Raw genomic sequence first — 16,008 nt, 5'->3', positions numbered from 1 at the left:
GCTCAGAACAGGGCGCTCGCCAGGTCGCGGCGGGCCTTCGCGACGCGCTCGTCGGCCGGGTCGAAGAGTTCGAACAGGGCGACCAGGTGTTCGCGGACGCGGTTGCGGTCGTCCCCGGCGGTGCGGCGGACGACGTCGACCAGGCGGCGGAACGCGCCTTCCACGTCCTGTTCCGCGATGTCCAGGTCGGCGGCCGCGAGCTGGGCGTCGATGTCCTTCGGGTCGGCTTCGGCCTTCTCGCGGGCGCTCGGGTCGGCGGCCTCGGCGCGGGCGGTGAACTTGACCTGGGCCAGTGCGTTCTTCGCCAGCTCGTTGGCCGGTTCGGCGTCCAGGATGCGCTCGTACGCGGCCTGCGCGGCGGCGTAGTCGCCCTGCTCGAAGGCTTCCTCCGCCTCGGTGAAGCGCGGGTCTTCCGGCTCCTCGACCGGACCGCGGGCCTCTTCGGCGGCGCGGATGCCGGGCAGGCGGTCGCGCAGCGCGTCGAGCAGGGAGTTCAGCCACTTGCGGATCTCCGGCTCCGGCAGCGCGCCGGAGAAGGCGTCCACCGGCTGGCCGCCCGCGATCGCGACCACGGTCGGGACCGACTGCGCGCCGAACGCCTGCGCGATGCGCGGGTTCGCTTCGACGTCGACCTTCGCGAGCACCCAGGCGCCGCCGCTCTCGCCGGCCAGCCGCTCCAGCACCGCGGTCAGCTGCTGGCACTGTTCGGAGAACCCGGCCCACAGGTCGACGACCACGAGCTGGTTGAGGGAGAGTTCGACGACGGACTGGAAGGTCGCCTCGGTGACCTCGAGCACCGTGTCCGACGGAGGCGCGGACGTGCCGCCCGGCTGTCCCGCCCCCGAAGGCGGCTGGTTCCGGGACGCCTCCGCCCTGGCTTTGAGCGCGGACAGGTCGACCGCGCCGGACAACGCGGCGGACATGGCCGCTGAGTTCGCTGCAGATCCGCGTGGGTGTGTCACGCCCTCCATCCTGGCACGCCTCGCCGCGAGAGTTCAGCAGCAGCCCCGAGGTTCGCTTTTGGCATGCGCACTCCGCTGAGGCATGCTCTGCGCGAGGACAACGAGGAGGCCGCAGGATGCTCAGCCGGCGCAACGTGACGGTGGTCGCGGCCGTCGTGGTCGCGGTGGCGTGGATCGCCAGCATCACGGCGACCGTCGCGCACCAGGACCCGCCCGGCGCGGCGTCCCCGCCGGAACTGCGCACGGAGCTGACCGCGGCGCTGAGCGGGCGGGACGCGGACGCGCTCGCCGGGCTCTTCGACGTCCCCGGCTCCGGCGGCGGCGACCTCGCCAAGGACTACGTCAGCGTCCTCAAGGACGGCAACGCGCACGACATCTCCGTGCGGCTCGCGCCGGACGAGCGCTCGCCGACCGCGGCCGTCGTGCAGGGGAAGACCGGGGCGGGCGAGCAGTTCAGCTACCGGCTCGCGGTGACCAGCGCCAAGGGACGCTGGACCGTCGCGTTCACGCCGCCGATTCCGTAGCTCAGTCCTCGCGCAGGTGCGCTTCCACGCGCTCGACCTTCGCGGTGAGCTGGCCGGAGTCGTAGCCGGGGCGGATGTCGGCCTTCAGCACCAGCCCGACGCGCGCCGAGCCCTCCCCCGCGGCTTCCACCGCCTTCTTCACCACCGCCATTACGGAGTCCCAGTCTCCTTCGAGCTCCGTGAACATCGAGCTGGTCGAGTTCGGCAGGCCCGATTCGCGCACCACCTTCACCGCGCGCGAGACGGCCTCGCTCACTCCGCCGTCCGGTTCCCCCGCCGAGGGGCTCACGCTGAACGCGACGATCATGCCGGATTCCTTTCGCTGTTCTCGCAGGGCGACCCCCACGACCGGGGTACCCGCTGGTAGCTTCGGTTGCCATGAACCGTCCGCTGCCGTTCGATCCGATCGCCCGTGCCGCGCAGCTGTGGGAAGACCGGATCGGCCCGGCCGGAACCATGGCCGCGGTCACCGGTGTGATGCGGGTGCAGCAGATCATCCAGTCGGCGGTCGACGGCGCTCTCAAGCCGCACGGCCTCACCTTCGCCCGCTACGAGGCGCTGGTGCTGCTCACCTTCTCCCGCAACGCGCGGCTGCCGATGCGGGTGATGGGCGAACGGCTCCAGCTGCATCCCACCAGCGTCACCAACATAGTGGACCGGCTCGAGCGCGACGGGCTCGTGAAGCGCGTGCCGCATCCCACCGACCGGCGCACCACGCTCGTCGAGATCACCGACGAGGGGCGCGCGCTGCGGGAAACCGCCACCGCCGCGGTCACCGGCATCGACTTCGGGCTCACCGGGCTCACCGAGCGGCAGGTGGAGCAGCTGACCGACCTGCTCACCAAGGTCCGCAAGTCCGCGGGCGACTTCACCTCGTGACGCACGAAGGGCCCGCGCGGTTCGCACGGGCCCTTCGGGAAAAGCGGAAGATCAGACGCCGACCGGCTCCTGCGCGCGGACGAAGAGGCCGACGCCGCCGTGGGTCAGCCGCTGCGGGCCGTCCAGCTTGCCGTTGCGCAGGGCCCACTTCTCGAACAGCCAGGTGAACAGCGGCGGAATGCTCGCGAGCAGCGCCAGCACCAGGGTCTTGCCGCGCCAGCCCAGCGGCTTGGCCACGGACAGGGAGACGATCACGTACAGGGCGAAGACGACGCCGTGCACCATGCCGAGGACGGGCACGCCGCCCTCGTTAGACGCGTCGACGACGTACTTGAGAAACATCCCGATCAGCAAGCCGAGCCAGGACAGAGCCTCGGCGACTGCGGCCACGCGGAACACGAGAGCGGCCTTGCTGGACACGACATCCTCCTGTGCGTCACCCGGTGCGTGCTGACTGCACACACAAAAAACACGTCCGACGGACTGTCCAAGGCGGACGGAAACCGCCTGGCGTCAACAGCACTGTCGAACGGGTATGAGACCAGTGTGAGGCGTGACCGGCCTCACCGGAACACCGGGGCCCGTGACTCTGGTCACGAGCGATCGCGGCAAAGGTCCGAACCAATTCCGGACGAGAGCCGGAAACAGGCGGGAAATGCCCGGTTAACGGGAAAGGCCGCCTCCCGATCCCAGGATCCGGGAGGCGGCCTTCACTTACCGTCCACGTGCGAACACTAACCGGCACAAGGAGAAGGCGGCGCGGAGGAGGGTGACGTTCCCCACGTGGCCTTCGGCGCGTCGGCGGTCAGCGCGAAGTCCAGAGTGGACCCGCGGCGCAGTTGTTCGAGGCTGACGAACGTTTTGTCCGACGCCGTGCCGTTGACGCGCAACCCGGAGACGTACTGCAATTGCGCCCCGTTCGCGCCGCGCGCGTTGATGGTGAAGTCGCGGCCGTTCGGCAGGTGCACTACAGACTTGGCGAACCGCGGCGCGTTCAGCACGAAGTTGCCGGTGCCCGGAACGGCCGGGTAGAGGCCGAGCGCGCTGAAGACGTACCAGGCGGACATGGTGCCGAGGTCGTCGTTGCCGGTGACTCCGTTGGGAGCGTTCGTGAACAAGGTGTGCGCGGCCCGCACCACCGCGGAGGTCTTCCACGGCTGTCCGGTGAGCGTGTACATCCACGGCGAGTGCAGATCGGGCTCGTTGTTGGGGTTGTAGCGGAACTGCTTGTAGTAGTCGTACGGACCGACGACCCACTTCTCGTGCGCGGTCTTCGCCGGGTCCTTCACCAGGTCGTCGTAGGCGAAGAAGTCGTCGAGCCGCTTGCCCGCGTTGGCCGCGCCGCCCATCTTCGCGACCAGTCCGGGCACGTCCTGCTGCACCAGCCACTGGTACTGCCAGGCCGTGCCCTCGTGGAAGCCGTCCTGGCCCTGCGGGCTGTACGGGCCGTCAGCCGGGGTGTACCAGCTGCCGCCGGTGACCTTCGGGCGGAAGTAGCCGGTGAAGCCGCGGTCGGTCACCGACGGATCCCACAGCGTCGCGTACGTCCGGCCCTTGGCGGCGAGTTGCTTCGCGTCTTGCTTGCGGCCGAGCGCGGAGGCCATCACCGAGAGGGAGCAGTCGGCGAGGGCGTATTCCAGCGTCGCGGACGCGCCGTGTGCCGGATCGGTGTCCTGGCCCTTTTTCGGGAAATTCGGGTCGTATTGGACGAATCCGTCGGCCTGGTAGCTCGCGTTGCCGGAACGGCCTTGGAACGGCGACGACGCGGGCGGGATCTCGGTCGAATTCTGCAGCAGTGCTTGGTAGGCGTGCATTTCTTCGCCGCTCAGCGCGCCGAACCGCCACAGGTCGACCAGGAACGGCGTGACCGGGTCGCCGGTCATCGTGTTCGTTTCCTGGCTCGCGTACGCCCAGCGCGGGAGCCAGCCGCCTTGGTCGTGGATGGCGAGGATGCTCTTCGCGATGTCGCGGGCACGGTCCGGTTTCAGCAGCGCCAGCAACTGGTTCTGCGAGCGGTAGGTGTCCCAGAGGGAGAAGAAGTCGTAGTACGTCCAGCCGATCGCGCGGTGGATCTTCTTGTCGAAGCCGTAGTACCGGCCGTCGGCGTCGTTCGCGGTCAGCGGTTGCAGGAAGGCGTGGTAGAGCGAGGTGTAGAAGACCGTGCGGTCGTCCGGGGTGCCGCCGGTGATGTCCACACTGGACAGTTCACGTCGCCAGTCTCGCTGGACGTCCTTCTTCACGGCGTCGAACGGACGGACGCGCGAGGCGGCGAGGTTCGTGTCCGCACCGCGAGCGTCCACTTGGGAAATCGACGTGGTGGCAGTGACTTGGCCGCCCTTGGGGAAGGTCAGCCACGCGCCGCGCAGGCCCGCGCCGCCTTGTGCCGAGCGACTGCCGGGCGTACCGCCGTCCGGCGACCACGTGCCGTACGAGGAGAACGGCTGGTCGAATTTCGTGGTGAAGTAAGTGGTGTAGGGCTTGCCTCCGCAGAAAGCTTGCGATTCGACGGTGCCCGCGATGGTGTGGTCGTCGACGATCCGGACGCTGCTGCCGCTGACCGGTTCCTTCGCGTTCGCCTGCCCGACATTCACGAAAACGTTGGCCGGGCCGGATTTGTCGAAGGAATACCGTTCGACGCCGCTGCGGGTACTGGCGGTGGTTTCGACGTCGATGCCGCCGTAGCCGGTGAGATGCACCTTGTAATAGCCGGGTTTGCCGACTTCGCCTTCGTGCGTGTACGGCGCGGCGTACTTGGCTTGGTCGAAGGTCGCCGGCTTGCTGGTGTCGAACGCCGCGCCCGGGCCGATGTCGCCGGTGGTGGGCAGCATGGACACCAGGCCTCCCTGTTCCCAGCAACCCGCGCCGGACAGGAAGAAGTGCCCGAAGCCGCGGATCGCGGTGTCGGTGTAGAGGTATCCGGCGTAGTGCGTGGTGATCGGGCTGGACTGGACCATGCCGAACGGCGCGGACGCACCGGGGAAGGTGTTGCCCTCGTCCTGGGTGCCGATGAACGTGTTCACCGCGTCCAGCGGATCGGCCGGACGCGCCTGTGCCGCGACCGGCGTCAGCGCGGCCGCGACCACGGCGAGCGCCGTCGCGCCCGCCACAACTCTGCTCCTCATGAGACTCCTTGGAAAAGTCCGCAGAAGAGGCTCCCCGCGGGAATTCCCGCCGGGAGCCCTTCTGCGGAACGAGTGGATCAGCCCGCGGCGATGGCGAACACGTGCAGGGAGCCGCCGCTGACGCCGCTCGGCAGCGTCACGCTCGCGACGGTTTTGCCCGCGTCCAGCGTGATCGGCGCGGTGGCGAACACCATCGTGCGGATCTGCTGCGGGTCGCCGCCCGCGGAGTTGCGGTACGGCGTGGACAGGACGATCCGGTTGCCGAACGCCGGCTGCGCTCCGCCGCCGCCCAGGGTCCAGTCCGAGAATCCGATGGTGGCGGTGGACTTGCTGCCGTCGGTGTAGGTGACGGTGAGCGTGCCTTGCGCGTTGCCGTTGCTGGCGGAGCCGAGCAGCGCGAGCCGTCCCGAACCGGACAGGTTGATCGTCTGTCCCGAGGCCACGACGTTGTCCGGGTCGCCGACCGGGAACGACGGCCAGGTGAAGTTCAGCCCGTCGCTCGACACCGTGCTGCCCGGCTTGGCGCCGGCCTTGGCCAGTGCGTCCGCGGAGTAGCTCCAGCCGCCGCCGTCGAAGTTCCCGGCCGCCGAGTTGGAGTCCGGCGACAGACCGGTGTTGTTCACCGTGGCCAGCCAGCTGTTCGGCTTCGCCACCAGGACGGTCAGCACCGCCTGGACGTCCGCGAGCCCCGGCGAGGAGAAGGTGACCGGGATCCGGCGCGGACCGTCGGAGGTGCCTGCCGGAACGCTCACCGTCACGTCAGCGTGGCCCTTGCCCGCCGCGGGAACCTGGACGGAACCGGTCGCGGGGGTCAGCGTGATGCCGTCCGCGCTGCCCGCGGAGTAGGTCCAGGTCCTCGCGGTGCCGGACAGATCCTGCACGCCCACCGAGGCGGTCGAGGTCGTGCCAGCGGGCACCACCGCGCGTGCCGGGTCCACAAAGGACAGGCTCGGCTTCTCCTGTTCGCGGAACGACGGCGGCGCGTCAGCCGGCGCGGAACCCCATGCGGTCGCGGTCGTCGAGCGAGTGAAGTCCAGCTTGCCGCCCTGCGAGATCAGCCCTTCCGACAGCCACGCCTTGGTGGCCGTGCCGCCGTTCACCTTCAGGCCGCTGGTGTACTCGCCGGTGCCGGGTGCGTTGACGGTGATCTTCTTGCCCGCTCCGGTGGTCACCTCGGCGTGCGCGAAACGCGGCGTGGTCAGCACGGTTTCGGCGCGGCCCGGGATCTCCGGGTAGACGCCGAGCGCGGACCAGACGTACCAGGACGACATCTGCCCGAGGTCGTCGTTGCCGATCAAGCCTTCCGGACGCGGGTTGTACAGCTCGTCCATCGCCCGGCGCACGATGTTCTGCGTCTTCGCCGGAGCACCGGCGAACGAGTACACGTACGGTGCGTTCGAGTTCGGCTCGTTGCCCAGGAACGCGTACGGCTCATGGGTTCCGGCGTTCAGCTTCGTGAAGAAAGTGTCCAAACGCGACTGCGTGGCGGTGGTGCCGCCGAACGCGGTCACGAGACCGGCGAGGTCGTACGGGACCATCCAGTCGTACTGCGCGCCGTTGCCCTCGACCCAGCCCTGCGAGCTGGCCGGGTCGTAGTTCCCGGAGAACGAGCCGTCCGCGTTGCGCGGCTGCAGGTGTCCGCTGCCCGGGTTGTAGAGGTTCTGCCAGTACTGCGCGCGCTTCATGAACGTGGTGTACGTGGCGCTGTCGCCGAGCCGCTTCGCGAACTGCGCGATGGCGAAGTCGGCGCTCGTGTACTCCAGGGTGTCCGCCGCCGCGCCGGGCACGTAGCCGAGCCGCTGGTAGTCCTGCAGCCCCGGCCGTTCGGTGTAGCCCTGCGTCGGCTGCGTCGCGCCCTTGATCATGAGCAGCAACGCTTTCTGCGCGTCGAAGTCACGCGCGCCGAACGCGTAGGCGCTGGAAACGATGATGTGGTAAGGATCCCCGTTCATCACGCCGGTGTAGTCGTTCGCCACCGTCCAGCGGTCCCACGAACCGCCCTGTTCGGCGAAGGCCATCATCGAGCGCACGAGGTCCGAGGTCTGCTTCGGCGCGATAGTGGCCAGCAGCGGGACTTCGGAACGGTAGATGTCCCAGCCGGAGATGTTGGTGTACATCGCGTGGCCGCGTTCGGCTTGGTGGATCCGGCCGTCGAAGCCCGGGTAGCGACCGTCCACATCGGAGAACACGTTCGGCTGGATCAGCGAGTGGTACAGCGAGGTGTAGAACGTCGTGGTGTCGGCGTCGCTGCCGCCGCTGACCTGGATTTTGCCGAGCTGGTCGTTCCACGCCTGCCGCGCGGACGCGGCCACCTGGTCGAACGACTTCTTGCCGTTGTTCTCCGCCTTCAGGTTCGCCTTCGCCCCGTCGACGGACACAAAGGACAGTCCGACCTGGACGTTGACCTGAGCGCCGTTGAGGTTCGGGAAGGTCACGTACCCGCCGCTGCCCGGTCCGCTGACCGTGGTGTCCTGCGGCTTGGCCTTCGCCGGGCGCGCCATCGAGGAGCCGATGCCGTTGGGCTGGGCGACCTTCGCCCTGGCGCCGCCGGTCTCCGCGGTCTTGCCCGGAGTCACCGCGCCGTTCTTCCAGGTCCCGACCGACTCGAACGGGGTGTCGAACTTCGCCGAGAAGTAGACCCGGTACGAGTTCTTCGCGCCGCAGAACCGGCCGCTGGTCGCCCAGCCGCTGATGGTGTCCTTGCCGATGCTGATCGACGCGTCGTCGGTGCCATTGACCGAGCCGGAAGTGTTGACCAGCAACGTCGACGCCGCGCCCGCCGGGTAGGTGAAGCGGCCGGAACCGGTGCGCTGGGTCGCGCTCAGTTCGACCTTGGCGCCGTTGTCGAGGGCGACGTCGTACGCGCCGGCGGTCGCGTGCTCGTTCTTGTGGTCGAAGGTCGAGGTGTAGTGGCCCGGATCGGTCGCGGGCGACGTGCTGATCTCGCCGACGTACGGCATGAACGGCAGGTCCTGATACGTGGTGCAGCCCGCGCCGGAAAGGTGCGTGAGGCTGAACCCGGTGATCGTGTTGTCGTCGTAGAAATAGCCGCCCGGCTGGGATTTCTTCGTGTCCGGGCTCCACTGCACCATGCCGAACGGCGCGACCGCGCCGGGGAAGGTGTTGCCCGCGCCGCCGCCGGTCCCGTGGTCCGCGCCGCCGGGCCTGGTGCCGACGAACGGGTTCACCCACTTCGCCAGGTCAGCGGTCTTCGCGGCGTTCGCCCCGGTGTCGGCCAGTGCGGGGGCAGCGGGGGCCAAGGAGGCCCCAGTCGCCACGACCGCGGAAGTCAGGAAGATCAGTCCGGCTCTCCAGCGCGCTCGCGCCATCGCCATCGCCTCTCCAGTTGTCCGGCGCGAACCCGCCGTCACCGACCTCGAGGCATCGATGACAACCTTGTCGCGCACCGTCGATGCGGGCTACCTTCGGCAATGGCTCACCGGATCGTCAAGACCGCGGTGAGAGCCTGTCCGATTCGAGACAACGATGTCCACCATCCGCACCAGCGGATTCGTCGCCCAGGGCAAAGCCGGTCGGCGGCCATTGACACGAAGCGGCCGGATGGTGTCCAATCCCCCGCATTATGACAACGTTGTCTCACTCGGGCCGGGACGCGGACGGGCTTCCCCGCCCCGCCAGCAGGCGGGCCACGATGAGCGATGTGGCGCGGCTGGCCGGCGTCAGCATCAAAACGGTGTCGCGGGTCGTCAACGACGAGCCCGCGGTGCATCCGGACACCGCCGAACGCGTGGTGGCCGCGATCGAACAGCTGGGGTTCCGCCGGAACCTCGGCGCCCGCAACCTGCGCCGCGGCTCGACCACCGGCACCATCGGCCTGGTCGTCGAGGACGTCGGCAACCCCTTCTATTCCGAGCTGAACCGCGCGGTGGAACGGATCGCGACGTCCTTCGGCAGACACGTGCTGACCGGGTCGTCCGGCGAGAATTCCGACCGCGAGCGCGAGCTGTCGCTGGAGTTCTGCGCGCGGCGCGTGGACGGGCTGCTGATCGTGCCCGCCGGGCTGCAGCACGGCTATCTCGTGCCGGAAATGCGCGCGGGCACGCCGGTGGTGTTCCTCGACCGGCCGGCCGGCGACATCGTGGCCGACACCGTGCTCGTGGACAACCTCGGCGGCACCATCGAGGCGGTCAGCCATCTCGTGCGGCACGGCCACCGCCGCATCGCGTTCCTCGGCGACAGCCCGGACATCTTCACCGCCGCCGAGCGTCTTCGCGGATTCCGGGAAGGCTGTGTGCGCAACGGGATCTCCTACGACGAGAGCCTCGTGGCGATGCAGACGCCGACGCCGGAAACCGTCGGCAACGCGGTGCGCAAGCTGGCCAGCGGGCCGAACCCGGCCACCGCCGTGATCGCGGGCAACAACCGGGTCGCGGTGCACCTGCTGCGCGCGCTCGCGCACGCCGAGCACCGGCCCGCGCTGGTGAGCTTCGACGATTTCGAACTGGCGGACCTGCTCGACCCGCCGGTCACCGTGATCGCCCACGACGTCAGCGCCCTCGGGCACGCAGCGGCCGAGCTGCTGTTCGCCCGCATCCAGGGCGATCAGTCCGCCCCGAGAAAGGTAGTTCTGCCCGTGCACCTAGTCGCCCGCGGTTCCGGTGAGGCCGCCCTGTGACCCAGCACCTCGAGCCGGTCGCACTCCCGGCCAACCAGCCGCCGCAGTTCTACCGGGGCGGCGACGCCATCGCCGCCCTGCGCGGCGCCACCGGCACCGACTCGAAGTTCGGGCCGGAGGACTGGGTCGGTTCCGTCACCACCATGTTCGGCCAGGAGACCAACGGTCTCACCAAGCTGCCCAGTGGGATCTGGCTGCGCGACGCGGTCGGCGCCGACCCGGACGCGTGGCTGGGCGCGGCGCACGTCGCCAAGCTCGGCGATTCGACCGGCCTGCTGGTGAAGCTGCTCGACGCCGGACAGCGGCTTCCGGTGCACTTCCACCCGTCGGATTCGTTCGCCCGCAAGCACTTCGACTCGCACTTCGGCAAGACCGAGGCGTGGATCGTGGTCGGCACCTACGGCGACGACCCGCGCGTGTACCCGGGTTTCCGGGAGACGCTGAGCAAGGAAACCGTCGCCGAATGGACCCGCGAACAGGACGCGCCGAGCATGCTGGGCGCGCTCAACAGCATCCCGGTGCGGTCGGGCGACACGGTCTACATCCCGGCTGGACTGCCGCACGCGATCGGCGAAGGCGTGTTCGTGGTCGAACTGCAGCAGCCGACGGACTTCTCACTGACCCTGGAGTGGCGTGATTTCCTTGCCTCGCCGGAAAAGGGCCACCTCGGGATCGGTTTCGACACCGCGATCGAAACGCTCGACACCTCGGGCTGGGACGACGACCGGCTCAAGACGATCGTGAAGCACACCTCCGGCGACGAAGCGACCACAGTGGACTTGCTCGCGCCGGGCTCGGCGGAGTTCTTCCGCGCCGACCGCATCCAGTTGTCCGGCAACGCGTTCTCGCTCGACCCGTCGTTCAGCGTGCTCGTCGCGCTCGACGGCGAAGGCACCCTGCGCACCGAGCACGGCGGCGAGTTCCCGGTGACCAAGGGCGACACCTACGCGGTGCCGTTCGCCGCGGGCCAGACCGAACTGTCCGGCTCGCTCACCGTCATCCGCTGCCGCCCGCCCGCCCCGGAAAGGAGTTAGCGCCGATGAGCGAGATCCTGCTCGACGCGGTGGACCTGACCAAGCACTACGGATCGGTGGAAGCCTTGCGCGGCGCGTCCTTCCAGGCGCGCGCGGGCGAGGTGACCGCACTGATCGGCGACAACGGCGCGGGCAAGTCCACGCTCGTGAAGTGCCTGTCCGGAGCCGAACAGCCGACGTCGGGCCGGATCTTGCTCGACGGGAAAGAGGTCCATCTCGACTCGCCGGTGGCCGCGCGCCGCGCCGGGATCGAGACCGTGTACCAGGATCTCGCCGTCGCGCCGGAGCTGGACCCGGCGGCGAATCTCTTCCTTGGCCGGGAAATTCCGCGCAAGGGCCTCCTGGGCAAGCTCGGCATGCTGGACAAGGCGGAGATGCGCCGCCAGGCAGTAGTCGAGTTCGAGAAGCTCGGCGTCACGCTGCAGAGCACCGAAGTGTCGATCGGTTCGTTGTCCGGCGGGCAGCGGCAAAGCGTCGCGGTGGCCCGGTCGGTGGCCTGGGCGTCAAAGGTCGTGTTCATGGACGAACCGACCGCGGCGCTGGGCGTGCGGCAGCGCGAACGCGTGCTGGACGTGATCAGGAAGGTCAGGGACAAGGGCATCGCGGTGGTGCTGATCAGCCATAACATGCCCGAGGTGCTGTCGGTCTCGGACCGGATCGAGGTGCTGCTGCAGGGCAGGCGCGTCGCCCGGTTCGCCGGTGCGGACACGAAACTCGAGGACCTGGTCGCGGCGATGACCGGGGCTCTCGTGCAGGAGGACGCGGCATGAGCGCTCCCACGAAGGACATCCAGACCACGGTGGACGGCGAGTTCGTCAAGCCGCCGCTGGGAAAACGGCTCATCGGGGCCAATACGTTCTGGATCGCGCTGGTGCTGATCGCGCTGATCGCGGTCTTCACCGCCATCGCGCCCGCCGAGTTCGCGACGCTGTTCACCTTCCAGACGCTGCTGATCGAAACGTCCGTCCTGCTGGTCCTTTCGGTCGGCATGACGTTCGTGATCATCACCTCCGGCATCGACCTGTCCGTCGGGTCGGTGCTGATCTTCGCCGGCATGGTCGCGGGCAAGACCATGGAAGCGCTCAGCGGCGGCGACGCCTCGCACGCCGGCTGGGGCGTCATCACGGTCGGGCTCGTCGCGGCGGTGCTCGGGGGCACGGTCTGGGGCCTGATCAACGGATTCCTCATCGCGGTGGCGGGCATTCCGCCGCTGATCGTCACGCTCGGCACGATGGGCGCCGCGCTCGGCGTGTCGTACCTGCTCAACGGCGGGTCGGACGTGCGCAGCGTGCCCACCGAACTGAACAAGACCCTCGGCTACGGCACGTCTTTCGGCGGGGTCCCGAACCTCGTGCTGGTGGCCGTCGTGATCACGCTGATCGGCGCGTGGCTGCTGCACACCACGCGGTTCGGCCGCTACACGTACGCGGTCGGCTCGAACGCCGAGGCGGCGCGGCGGTCGGGCATCGGCGTGACCGCGCACCTGCTGAAGGTGTACCTGCTGACCGGTTTCCTGGCCGGGATCGCGGGCTTCATGTCGCTGGCGTACTACGCGTCGACCACGATCTCGGCGCACACGAACGACAACCTGAACGCCATCTCCGCGACGGTGATGGGCGGTACCAGCCTCTTCGGCGGCGTCGGCTCGATGCTCGGCACGGTGATCGGGGTGTTCATCCCGGCGGTGCTGAAGAAGGGCTTCAACATCACGCACGTGCAGGACTTCTGGCAGATGATCGCGGTCGGCGCCGTCCTGATCGCGGCGGTGTGGTTCGACCAGCGCCGCCGCCGCAAGCGCAACTCCCGCTGAATCGGTTCCCGAGTACAAAGAGGTGCTTACGATGAAATTCAGCAAAACCGTCCTCGCCGCGGGGACGCTAGCGTCCGCGGCGATGCTGGTGGCCGCGTGCGGCTCCGGGCAGGTGGGGCAGAGCGGGTCCGGGGACAAGCCCGGCGGCAACTCCGCGAACAGCAAGAAACTCGCGCTGGTGCCCGGCGTGCAGGCGGAGCCGTTCTACATCTCGATGCAGTGCGGCGCGCAGGCCGAAGCGAAGAAGCTCGGCTACGAATTGACCACGCAGGCGCCGCAGAAGTTCGACGCGGCGATGCAGACGTCGATCGTGAACGCGATGGGCTCCAACCCGCCCGCCGCGCTGCTCATCGCGCCGACCGACGACCAGGCGATGCTCGCGCCGATCCAGCAGGTGAAGAACCGCGGCACGAAGATCGTCGAGGTCGACACCTCGCTCAAGGACAAGAGCGTCGCGGTGTCGTCGGTTTCCTCGGACAACGCCGAGGGCGGCAAGCTGGCCGCGCAGACCATGGCGAAGCTCGTCGGCGACAAGCCGGGTTCGGTGCTGGTCCTCGACACCATCGCGGGCACCTCCACGACCGCCGCCCGGGCGAAGGGCTTCGAGGACGAGCTGAAGAACCACCCGAATCTCAAGTCGGTGGGCATCCAGTTCACCCAGAACGAGCCGGACCAGGCCGCGTCGAAGGTCACCGCGGCGCTGGCCTCGACGCCGGACCTCGTCGGCATCTTCGCCACCAACCTCAACACCGGCGAGGGCGCGGCGACCGGCCTGCGCAACGCGGGCAAGATCGGCAAGGTCAACCTGGTCGGCTTCGACGCCAGCCCGTCCGAAGTGGACGGTCTGAAGAAGGGCGAGTACCAGGCGCTCATCGCCCAGGACCCGGCGCAGATCGGCACCAAGGGCGTCGACCAGGCGGTGGCCGCGCTCGAGGGCAAGCCGACCGAACGGGACCTGACCGCGCAGCTGCACTCGATCACCAAGGACGACCTGGACGCGAATTCGCAGTACTTCTACAAGCAGAGCTGCTGATCTCAGGCTCGCCCGAAGGGGACTTTCCGCACGGAAAGTCCCCTTCGCCTTGTTACGGGCTAGTATCTACTCCCCCAGCTACCCGAGGGGAGGCTCGTCGATGACCGAGAGTGCCCGGCTGCCGTGGCGCTCCCGCCCGGACGCCGTCGGCGTGCTCGGCGCGGCGCGGAAGGTCGCCGATGACCTCAAGGACGGCCTGTCCGGAGTCCGCGCCCGGCGCGCCGCGCACGGGTTGCGGCGGCTGTTCGACGTGGCCGGGCTGGGGTTGTCGGACCTGTCCGGCACCCTGATGTGGTCCGGGCGGCCGGGGGCCGACTCCTCGGTGTCCCAGGTTCTGGACGACGTCCTGCACCAGGAAGAGCCCGTCACCGCGGGTGGCGTGACGGCGGTTCCGCTGCACGTCCATGACGAACTGGCGGGCGCGTTGCTGCTGGTCGGCGAGGTGCCCGGCGGGGTGCCCCGGCAGGCGGCGGACCTGGTGGTGCAGGCGTTGGAACGGGGCAGGCTCGAAGCCTCGGCGGACCAGGCCGCGCAAGCTGAGCTTCGGGCGCTGCGAGCGGAGATGTCGCCGCATTTCGTGTACAACGCGCTCACCGTCATCGCGTCGTTCGTCCGCTCGGAACCGGACCGCGCACGCGATCTGATGCTCGATTTCGCCGACTACACCCGCTACAGCCTGTCGCGGCACGGCGAGTACACCGTCGTCGCCGAGGAGTTCCGCGCGGTGGAAACGTATCTCGCGCTGCAGCGGGCGGTGCTGGGCGAAAGACTCAAGGTGCAGGTGCGGGTCGCGCCGGAAGTGCTTGCGGTGGCGGTGCCGTACCTGGTACTCGAACCCCTCGTGGAAAACGCGATCCGGCACGGCATCGAGCCGAGGTCGGGGGCCGGGCTGGTCCAGGTGCACGGACAGGCGGAAGGGAACGACTGCGTGATCAGCGTTGAGGACGACGGAGTCGGCATGGAGCCCGAGCGCGCCGCCGCCATCCTCGCGGGCAGCGGCGACGGCACCGGGCTCGGACTGGCCAATGTGGACAGACGATTGCGCACGGTGTACGGGGCCTGGTACGGGCTGACCGTGGAAACGGCGGTCGGCGAAGGCACCCGCGTCGTGCTGCGCGTACCGCGATTCCAGCCGGGGGTGCTGCCGTGAGCGGGCTGCGGGTGCTGGCGGTCGACGATCTCGCGCCGGCGTTGGACGAACTGTGCCGGATGCTGCGCGAGGCGCCGGAGGTCGGCGAGGTCGTCGGCGCGAGCGATGCGTTGAAGGCGCTGAAACTGTTGCAGGCAGACCATTTCGACGCGGTCTTCCTCGACATCTCCATGCCCGGCTTGGACGGGCTGGAGCTCGCGTCGCTGCTGGCGAAACTGTCCGAACCGCCGGTGATCGTGTTCGTCACCGCACACGACGGGCACGCGGTGACCGCATACGGCATCGGCGCGGTCGACTATCTGCTGAAACCGGTGCGCACGGAACGGCTTTCCGCCGCGCTGGCGAAGGTGACGCGCTTGGTGCCGAGCGGCCGTCGCCAGTCCTCGCCGGACGCGATGGCCGCACTGCCGGTCGATTCCGGCGGCCGCACCCGGTACGTCCGCCGCGACGACGTGCTGTTCGCCGAAGCCAACGGCGACTACGTCCGCCTCCACACCCGCGGCGGCGTCCATCCGGTGCGGATGCCGATCTCGCGGCTCGAAGAATATTGGGAAGGCACCGGATTTACCCGGGTACACCGCGGATTCCTGCTCGCGGTGAGTGCGGTGCTGGAACTGCGAAGCGACACGACGGGCGGCTTGCTGGCACACACGGAGGCTGGCGATGTGCCGGTGAGCCGACGGCATGCTCGGGATCTCCGGGACCGGTTGCTGGAGGCAGCGCAGCGCGGACAGCTCGGGAGTGCTCGGTGAGGGGGCGCTGGTGCTTGGGGGCTCGTGAGCGGCTAGGCCGGTTAGAACCGGCAAGGCCGCGCACAACAACCCGACTGCACCCGGCACCTTGTGAGCGGCAAAGCCG

General features: G+C 69.0%; 14 protein-coding genes. 9 read left to right on the top strand and 5 right to left on the bottom strand.

Annotated features, from left to right (window positions below; genetic code table 11):
- Nucleotides 1-2 precede the first annotated feature (2 nt).
- On the bottom strand, nt 3-923 hold the full coding sequence (locus tag EIZ44_RS04380; protein ID WP_199817577.1) for a tetratricopeptide repeat protein: 921 nt from the start codon (nt 921-923) through the stop codon (nt 3-5).
- Nucleotides 924-1,078: 155 nt separating this feature from the next.
- Between EIZ44_RS04380 and EIZ44_RS04375 the strand changes: the two genes are divergently transcribed.
- Nucleotides 1,079-1,486 carry a hypothetical protein gene (locus EIZ44_RS04375; RefSeq protein ID WP_205670316.1) on the top strand — a complete coding sequence of 136 codons (408 nt, stop codon included), beginning with the start codon at nt 1,079-1,081 and terminating at the stop codon, nt 1,484-1,486.
- 1 nt (nt 1,487) lies between these two features.
- On the opposite strand, the gene EIZ44_RS04370 is transcribed toward EIZ44_RS04375, so the two are convergent.
- Nucleotides 1,488-1,793 (bottom strand): thiamine-binding protein, encoded by a 306-nt coding sequence (locus EIZ44_RS04370; RefSeq protein ID WP_134669934.1) that lies wholly within the window; start codon nt 1,791-1,793, stop codon nt 1,488-1,490.
- Between the two features lie 71 nt (nt 1,794-1,864).
- On the opposite strand from EIZ44_RS04370, the gene EIZ44_RS04365 reads away from it, so the two are divergent.
- Nucleotides 1,865-2,365, top strand: coding sequence for a MarR family winged helix-turn-helix transcriptional regulator (locus tag EIZ44_RS04365; RefSeq protein ID WP_037811883.1), 501 nt, complete (start codon nt 1,865-1,867; stop codon nt 2,363-2,365).
- Between the two features lie 51 nt (nt 2,366-2,416).
- Here EIZ44_RS04365 and EIZ44_RS04360 read toward each other — a convergent pair whose 3' ends face one another.
- The 3 genes from EIZ44_RS04360 to EIZ44_RS04350 form a co-directional block, all read right to left on the bottom strand.
- On the bottom strand, nt 2,417-2,785 hold the full coding sequence (locus EIZ44_RS04360; RefSeq protein WP_037811885.1) for a DUF3817 domain-containing protein: 369 nt from the start codon (nt 2,783-2,785) through the stop codon (nt 2,417-2,419).
- A gap of 314 nt (nt 2,786-3,099) precedes the next feature.
- Nucleotides 3,100-5,487 (bottom strand): GH92 family glycosyl hydrolase, encoded by a 2,388-nt coding sequence (locus EIZ44_RS04355; protein WP_134727799.1) that lies wholly within the window; start codon nt 5,485-5,487, stop codon nt 3,100-3,102.
- A 77-nt stretch (nt 5,488-5,564) separates the two neighbouring features.
- On the bottom strand, nt 5,565-8,822 hold the full coding sequence (locus EIZ44_RS04350; RefSeq protein WP_078870419.1) for a GH92 family glycosyl hydrolase: 3,258 nt from the start codon (nt 8,820-8,822) through the stop codon (nt 5,565-5,567).
- Nucleotides 8,823-9,139: 317 nt separating this feature from the next.
- On the opposite strand from EIZ44_RS04350, the gene EIZ44_RS04345 reads away from it, so the two are divergent.
- From EIZ44_RS04345 to EIZ44_RS04315, 7 genes are all read left to right on the top strand, one after another.
- The gene (locus tag EIZ44_RS04345) at nt 9,140-10,123 is read left to right on the top strand and encodes a LacI family DNA-binding transcriptional regulator (RefSeq protein WP_134727798.1); all 984 of its coding nucleotides are present in this window, start codon (nt 9,140-9,142) and stop codon (nt 10,121-10,123) included.
- Nucleotides 10,120-11,157, top strand: coding sequence for a class I mannose-6-phosphate isomerase (locus EIZ44_RS04340; RefSeq protein ID WP_134727797.1), 1,038 nt, complete (start codon nt 10,120-10,122; stop codon nt 11,155-11,157). The genes EIZ44_RS04345 and EIZ44_RS04340 overlap by 4 nt, the downstream gene beginning before the upstream one ends.
- Nucleotides 11,158-11,162: 5 nt before the next feature.
- Entirely contained in the window at nt 11,163-11,927 is a 765-nt protein-coding gene (locus tag EIZ44_RS04335) for an ATP-binding cassette domain-containing protein (protein ID WP_134727796.1), read from the top strand.
- A complete protein-coding gene (locus EIZ44_RS04330) occupies nt 11,924-12,967 on the top strand; it encodes an ABC transporter permease (RefSeq protein ID WP_043839198.1) in 1,044 nt (347 codons plus the stop codon). The genes EIZ44_RS04335 and EIZ44_RS04330 overlap by 4 nt, the downstream gene beginning before the upstream one ends.
- A 31-nt stretch (nt 12,968-12,998) precedes the next feature.
- Complete coding sequence (locus EIZ44_RS04325; RefSeq protein WP_037811894.1) at nt 12,999-14,000, top strand: ABC transporter substrate-binding protein; 1,002 nt, start codon at nt 12,999-13,001, stop codon at nt 13,998-14,000.
- Nucleotides 14,001-14,100: 100 nt separating this feature from the next.
- Nucleotides 14,101-15,150, top strand: a complete 1,050-nt coding sequence (locus EIZ44_RS04320) for a sensor histidine kinase (protein WP_134727795.1) — start codon at nt 14,101-14,103, stop codon at nt 15,148-15,150.
- Nucleotides 15,147-15,902: a LytR/AlgR family response regulator transcription factor gene (locus EIZ44_RS04315; RefSeq protein WP_043839202.1), complete on the top strand. Its 756-nt coding sequence runs from the start codon at nt 15,147-15,149 to the stop codon at nt 15,900-15,902. The genes EIZ44_RS04320 and EIZ44_RS04315 overlap by 4 nt, the downstream gene beginning before the upstream one ends.
- Nucleotides 15,903-16,008: the final 106 nt, after the last annotated feature.

Source organism: Amycolatopsis nivea (assembly GCF_004522235.1).
GTDB classification, from domain to species: Bacteria; Actinomycetota; Actinomycetes; order Mycobacteriales; family Pseudonocardiaceae; genus Amycolatopsis; species Amycolatopsis nivea.
The sequence above is the reverse complement of the archived record's forward strand: the minus strand, read 5'-3'. Positions and strand labels throughout refer to the sequence as shown.

Coding starts and splice junctions, on each gene's coding strand:
- EIZ44_RS04365 (WP_037811883.1), top strand. CDS start 1,865: ATGAACCGTCCGCTGCCGTTCGATCCGATCGCCCGTGCCGCGCAGCTG.
- EIZ44_RS04350 (WP_078870419.1), bottom strand. CDS start 8,822: ATGGCGATGGCGCGAGCGCGCTGGAGAGCCGGACTGATCTTCCTGACT.
- EIZ44_RS04370 (WP_134669934.1), bottom strand. CDS start 1,793: ATGATCGTCGCGTTCAGCGTGAGCCCCTCGGCGGGGGAACCGGACGGC.
- EIZ44_RS04320 (WP_134727795.1), top strand. CDS start 14,101: ATGACCGAGAGTGCCCGGCTGCCGTGGCGCTCCCGCCCGGACGCCGTC.
- EIZ44_RS04330 (WP_043839198.1), top strand. CDS start 11,924: ATGAGCGCTCCCACGAAGGACATCCAGACCACGGTGGACGGCGAGTTC.
- EIZ44_RS04375 (WP_205670316.1), top strand. CDS start 1,079: ATGCTCAGCCGGCGCAACGTGACGGTGGTCGCGGCCGTCGTGGTCGCG.
- EIZ44_RS04335 (WP_134727796.1), top strand. CDS start 11,163: ATGAGCGAGATCCTGCTCGACGCGGTGGACCTGACCAAGCACTACGGA.
- EIZ44_RS04355 (WP_134727799.1), bottom strand. CDS start 5,487: ATGAGGAGCAGAGTTGTGGCGGGCGCGACGGCGCTCGCCGTGGTCGCG.
- EIZ44_RS04380 (WP_199817577.1), bottom strand. CDS start 923: ATGTCCGCCGCGTTGTCCGGCGCGGTCGACCTGTCCGCGCTCAAAGCC.
- EIZ44_RS04325 (WP_037811894.1), top strand. CDS start 12,999: ATGAAATTCAGCAAAACCGTCCTCGCCGCGGGGACGCTAGCGTCCGCG.
- EIZ44_RS04345 (WP_134727798.1), top strand. CDS start 9,140: ATGAGCGATGTGGCGCGGCTGGCCGGCGTCAGCATCAAAACGGTGTCG.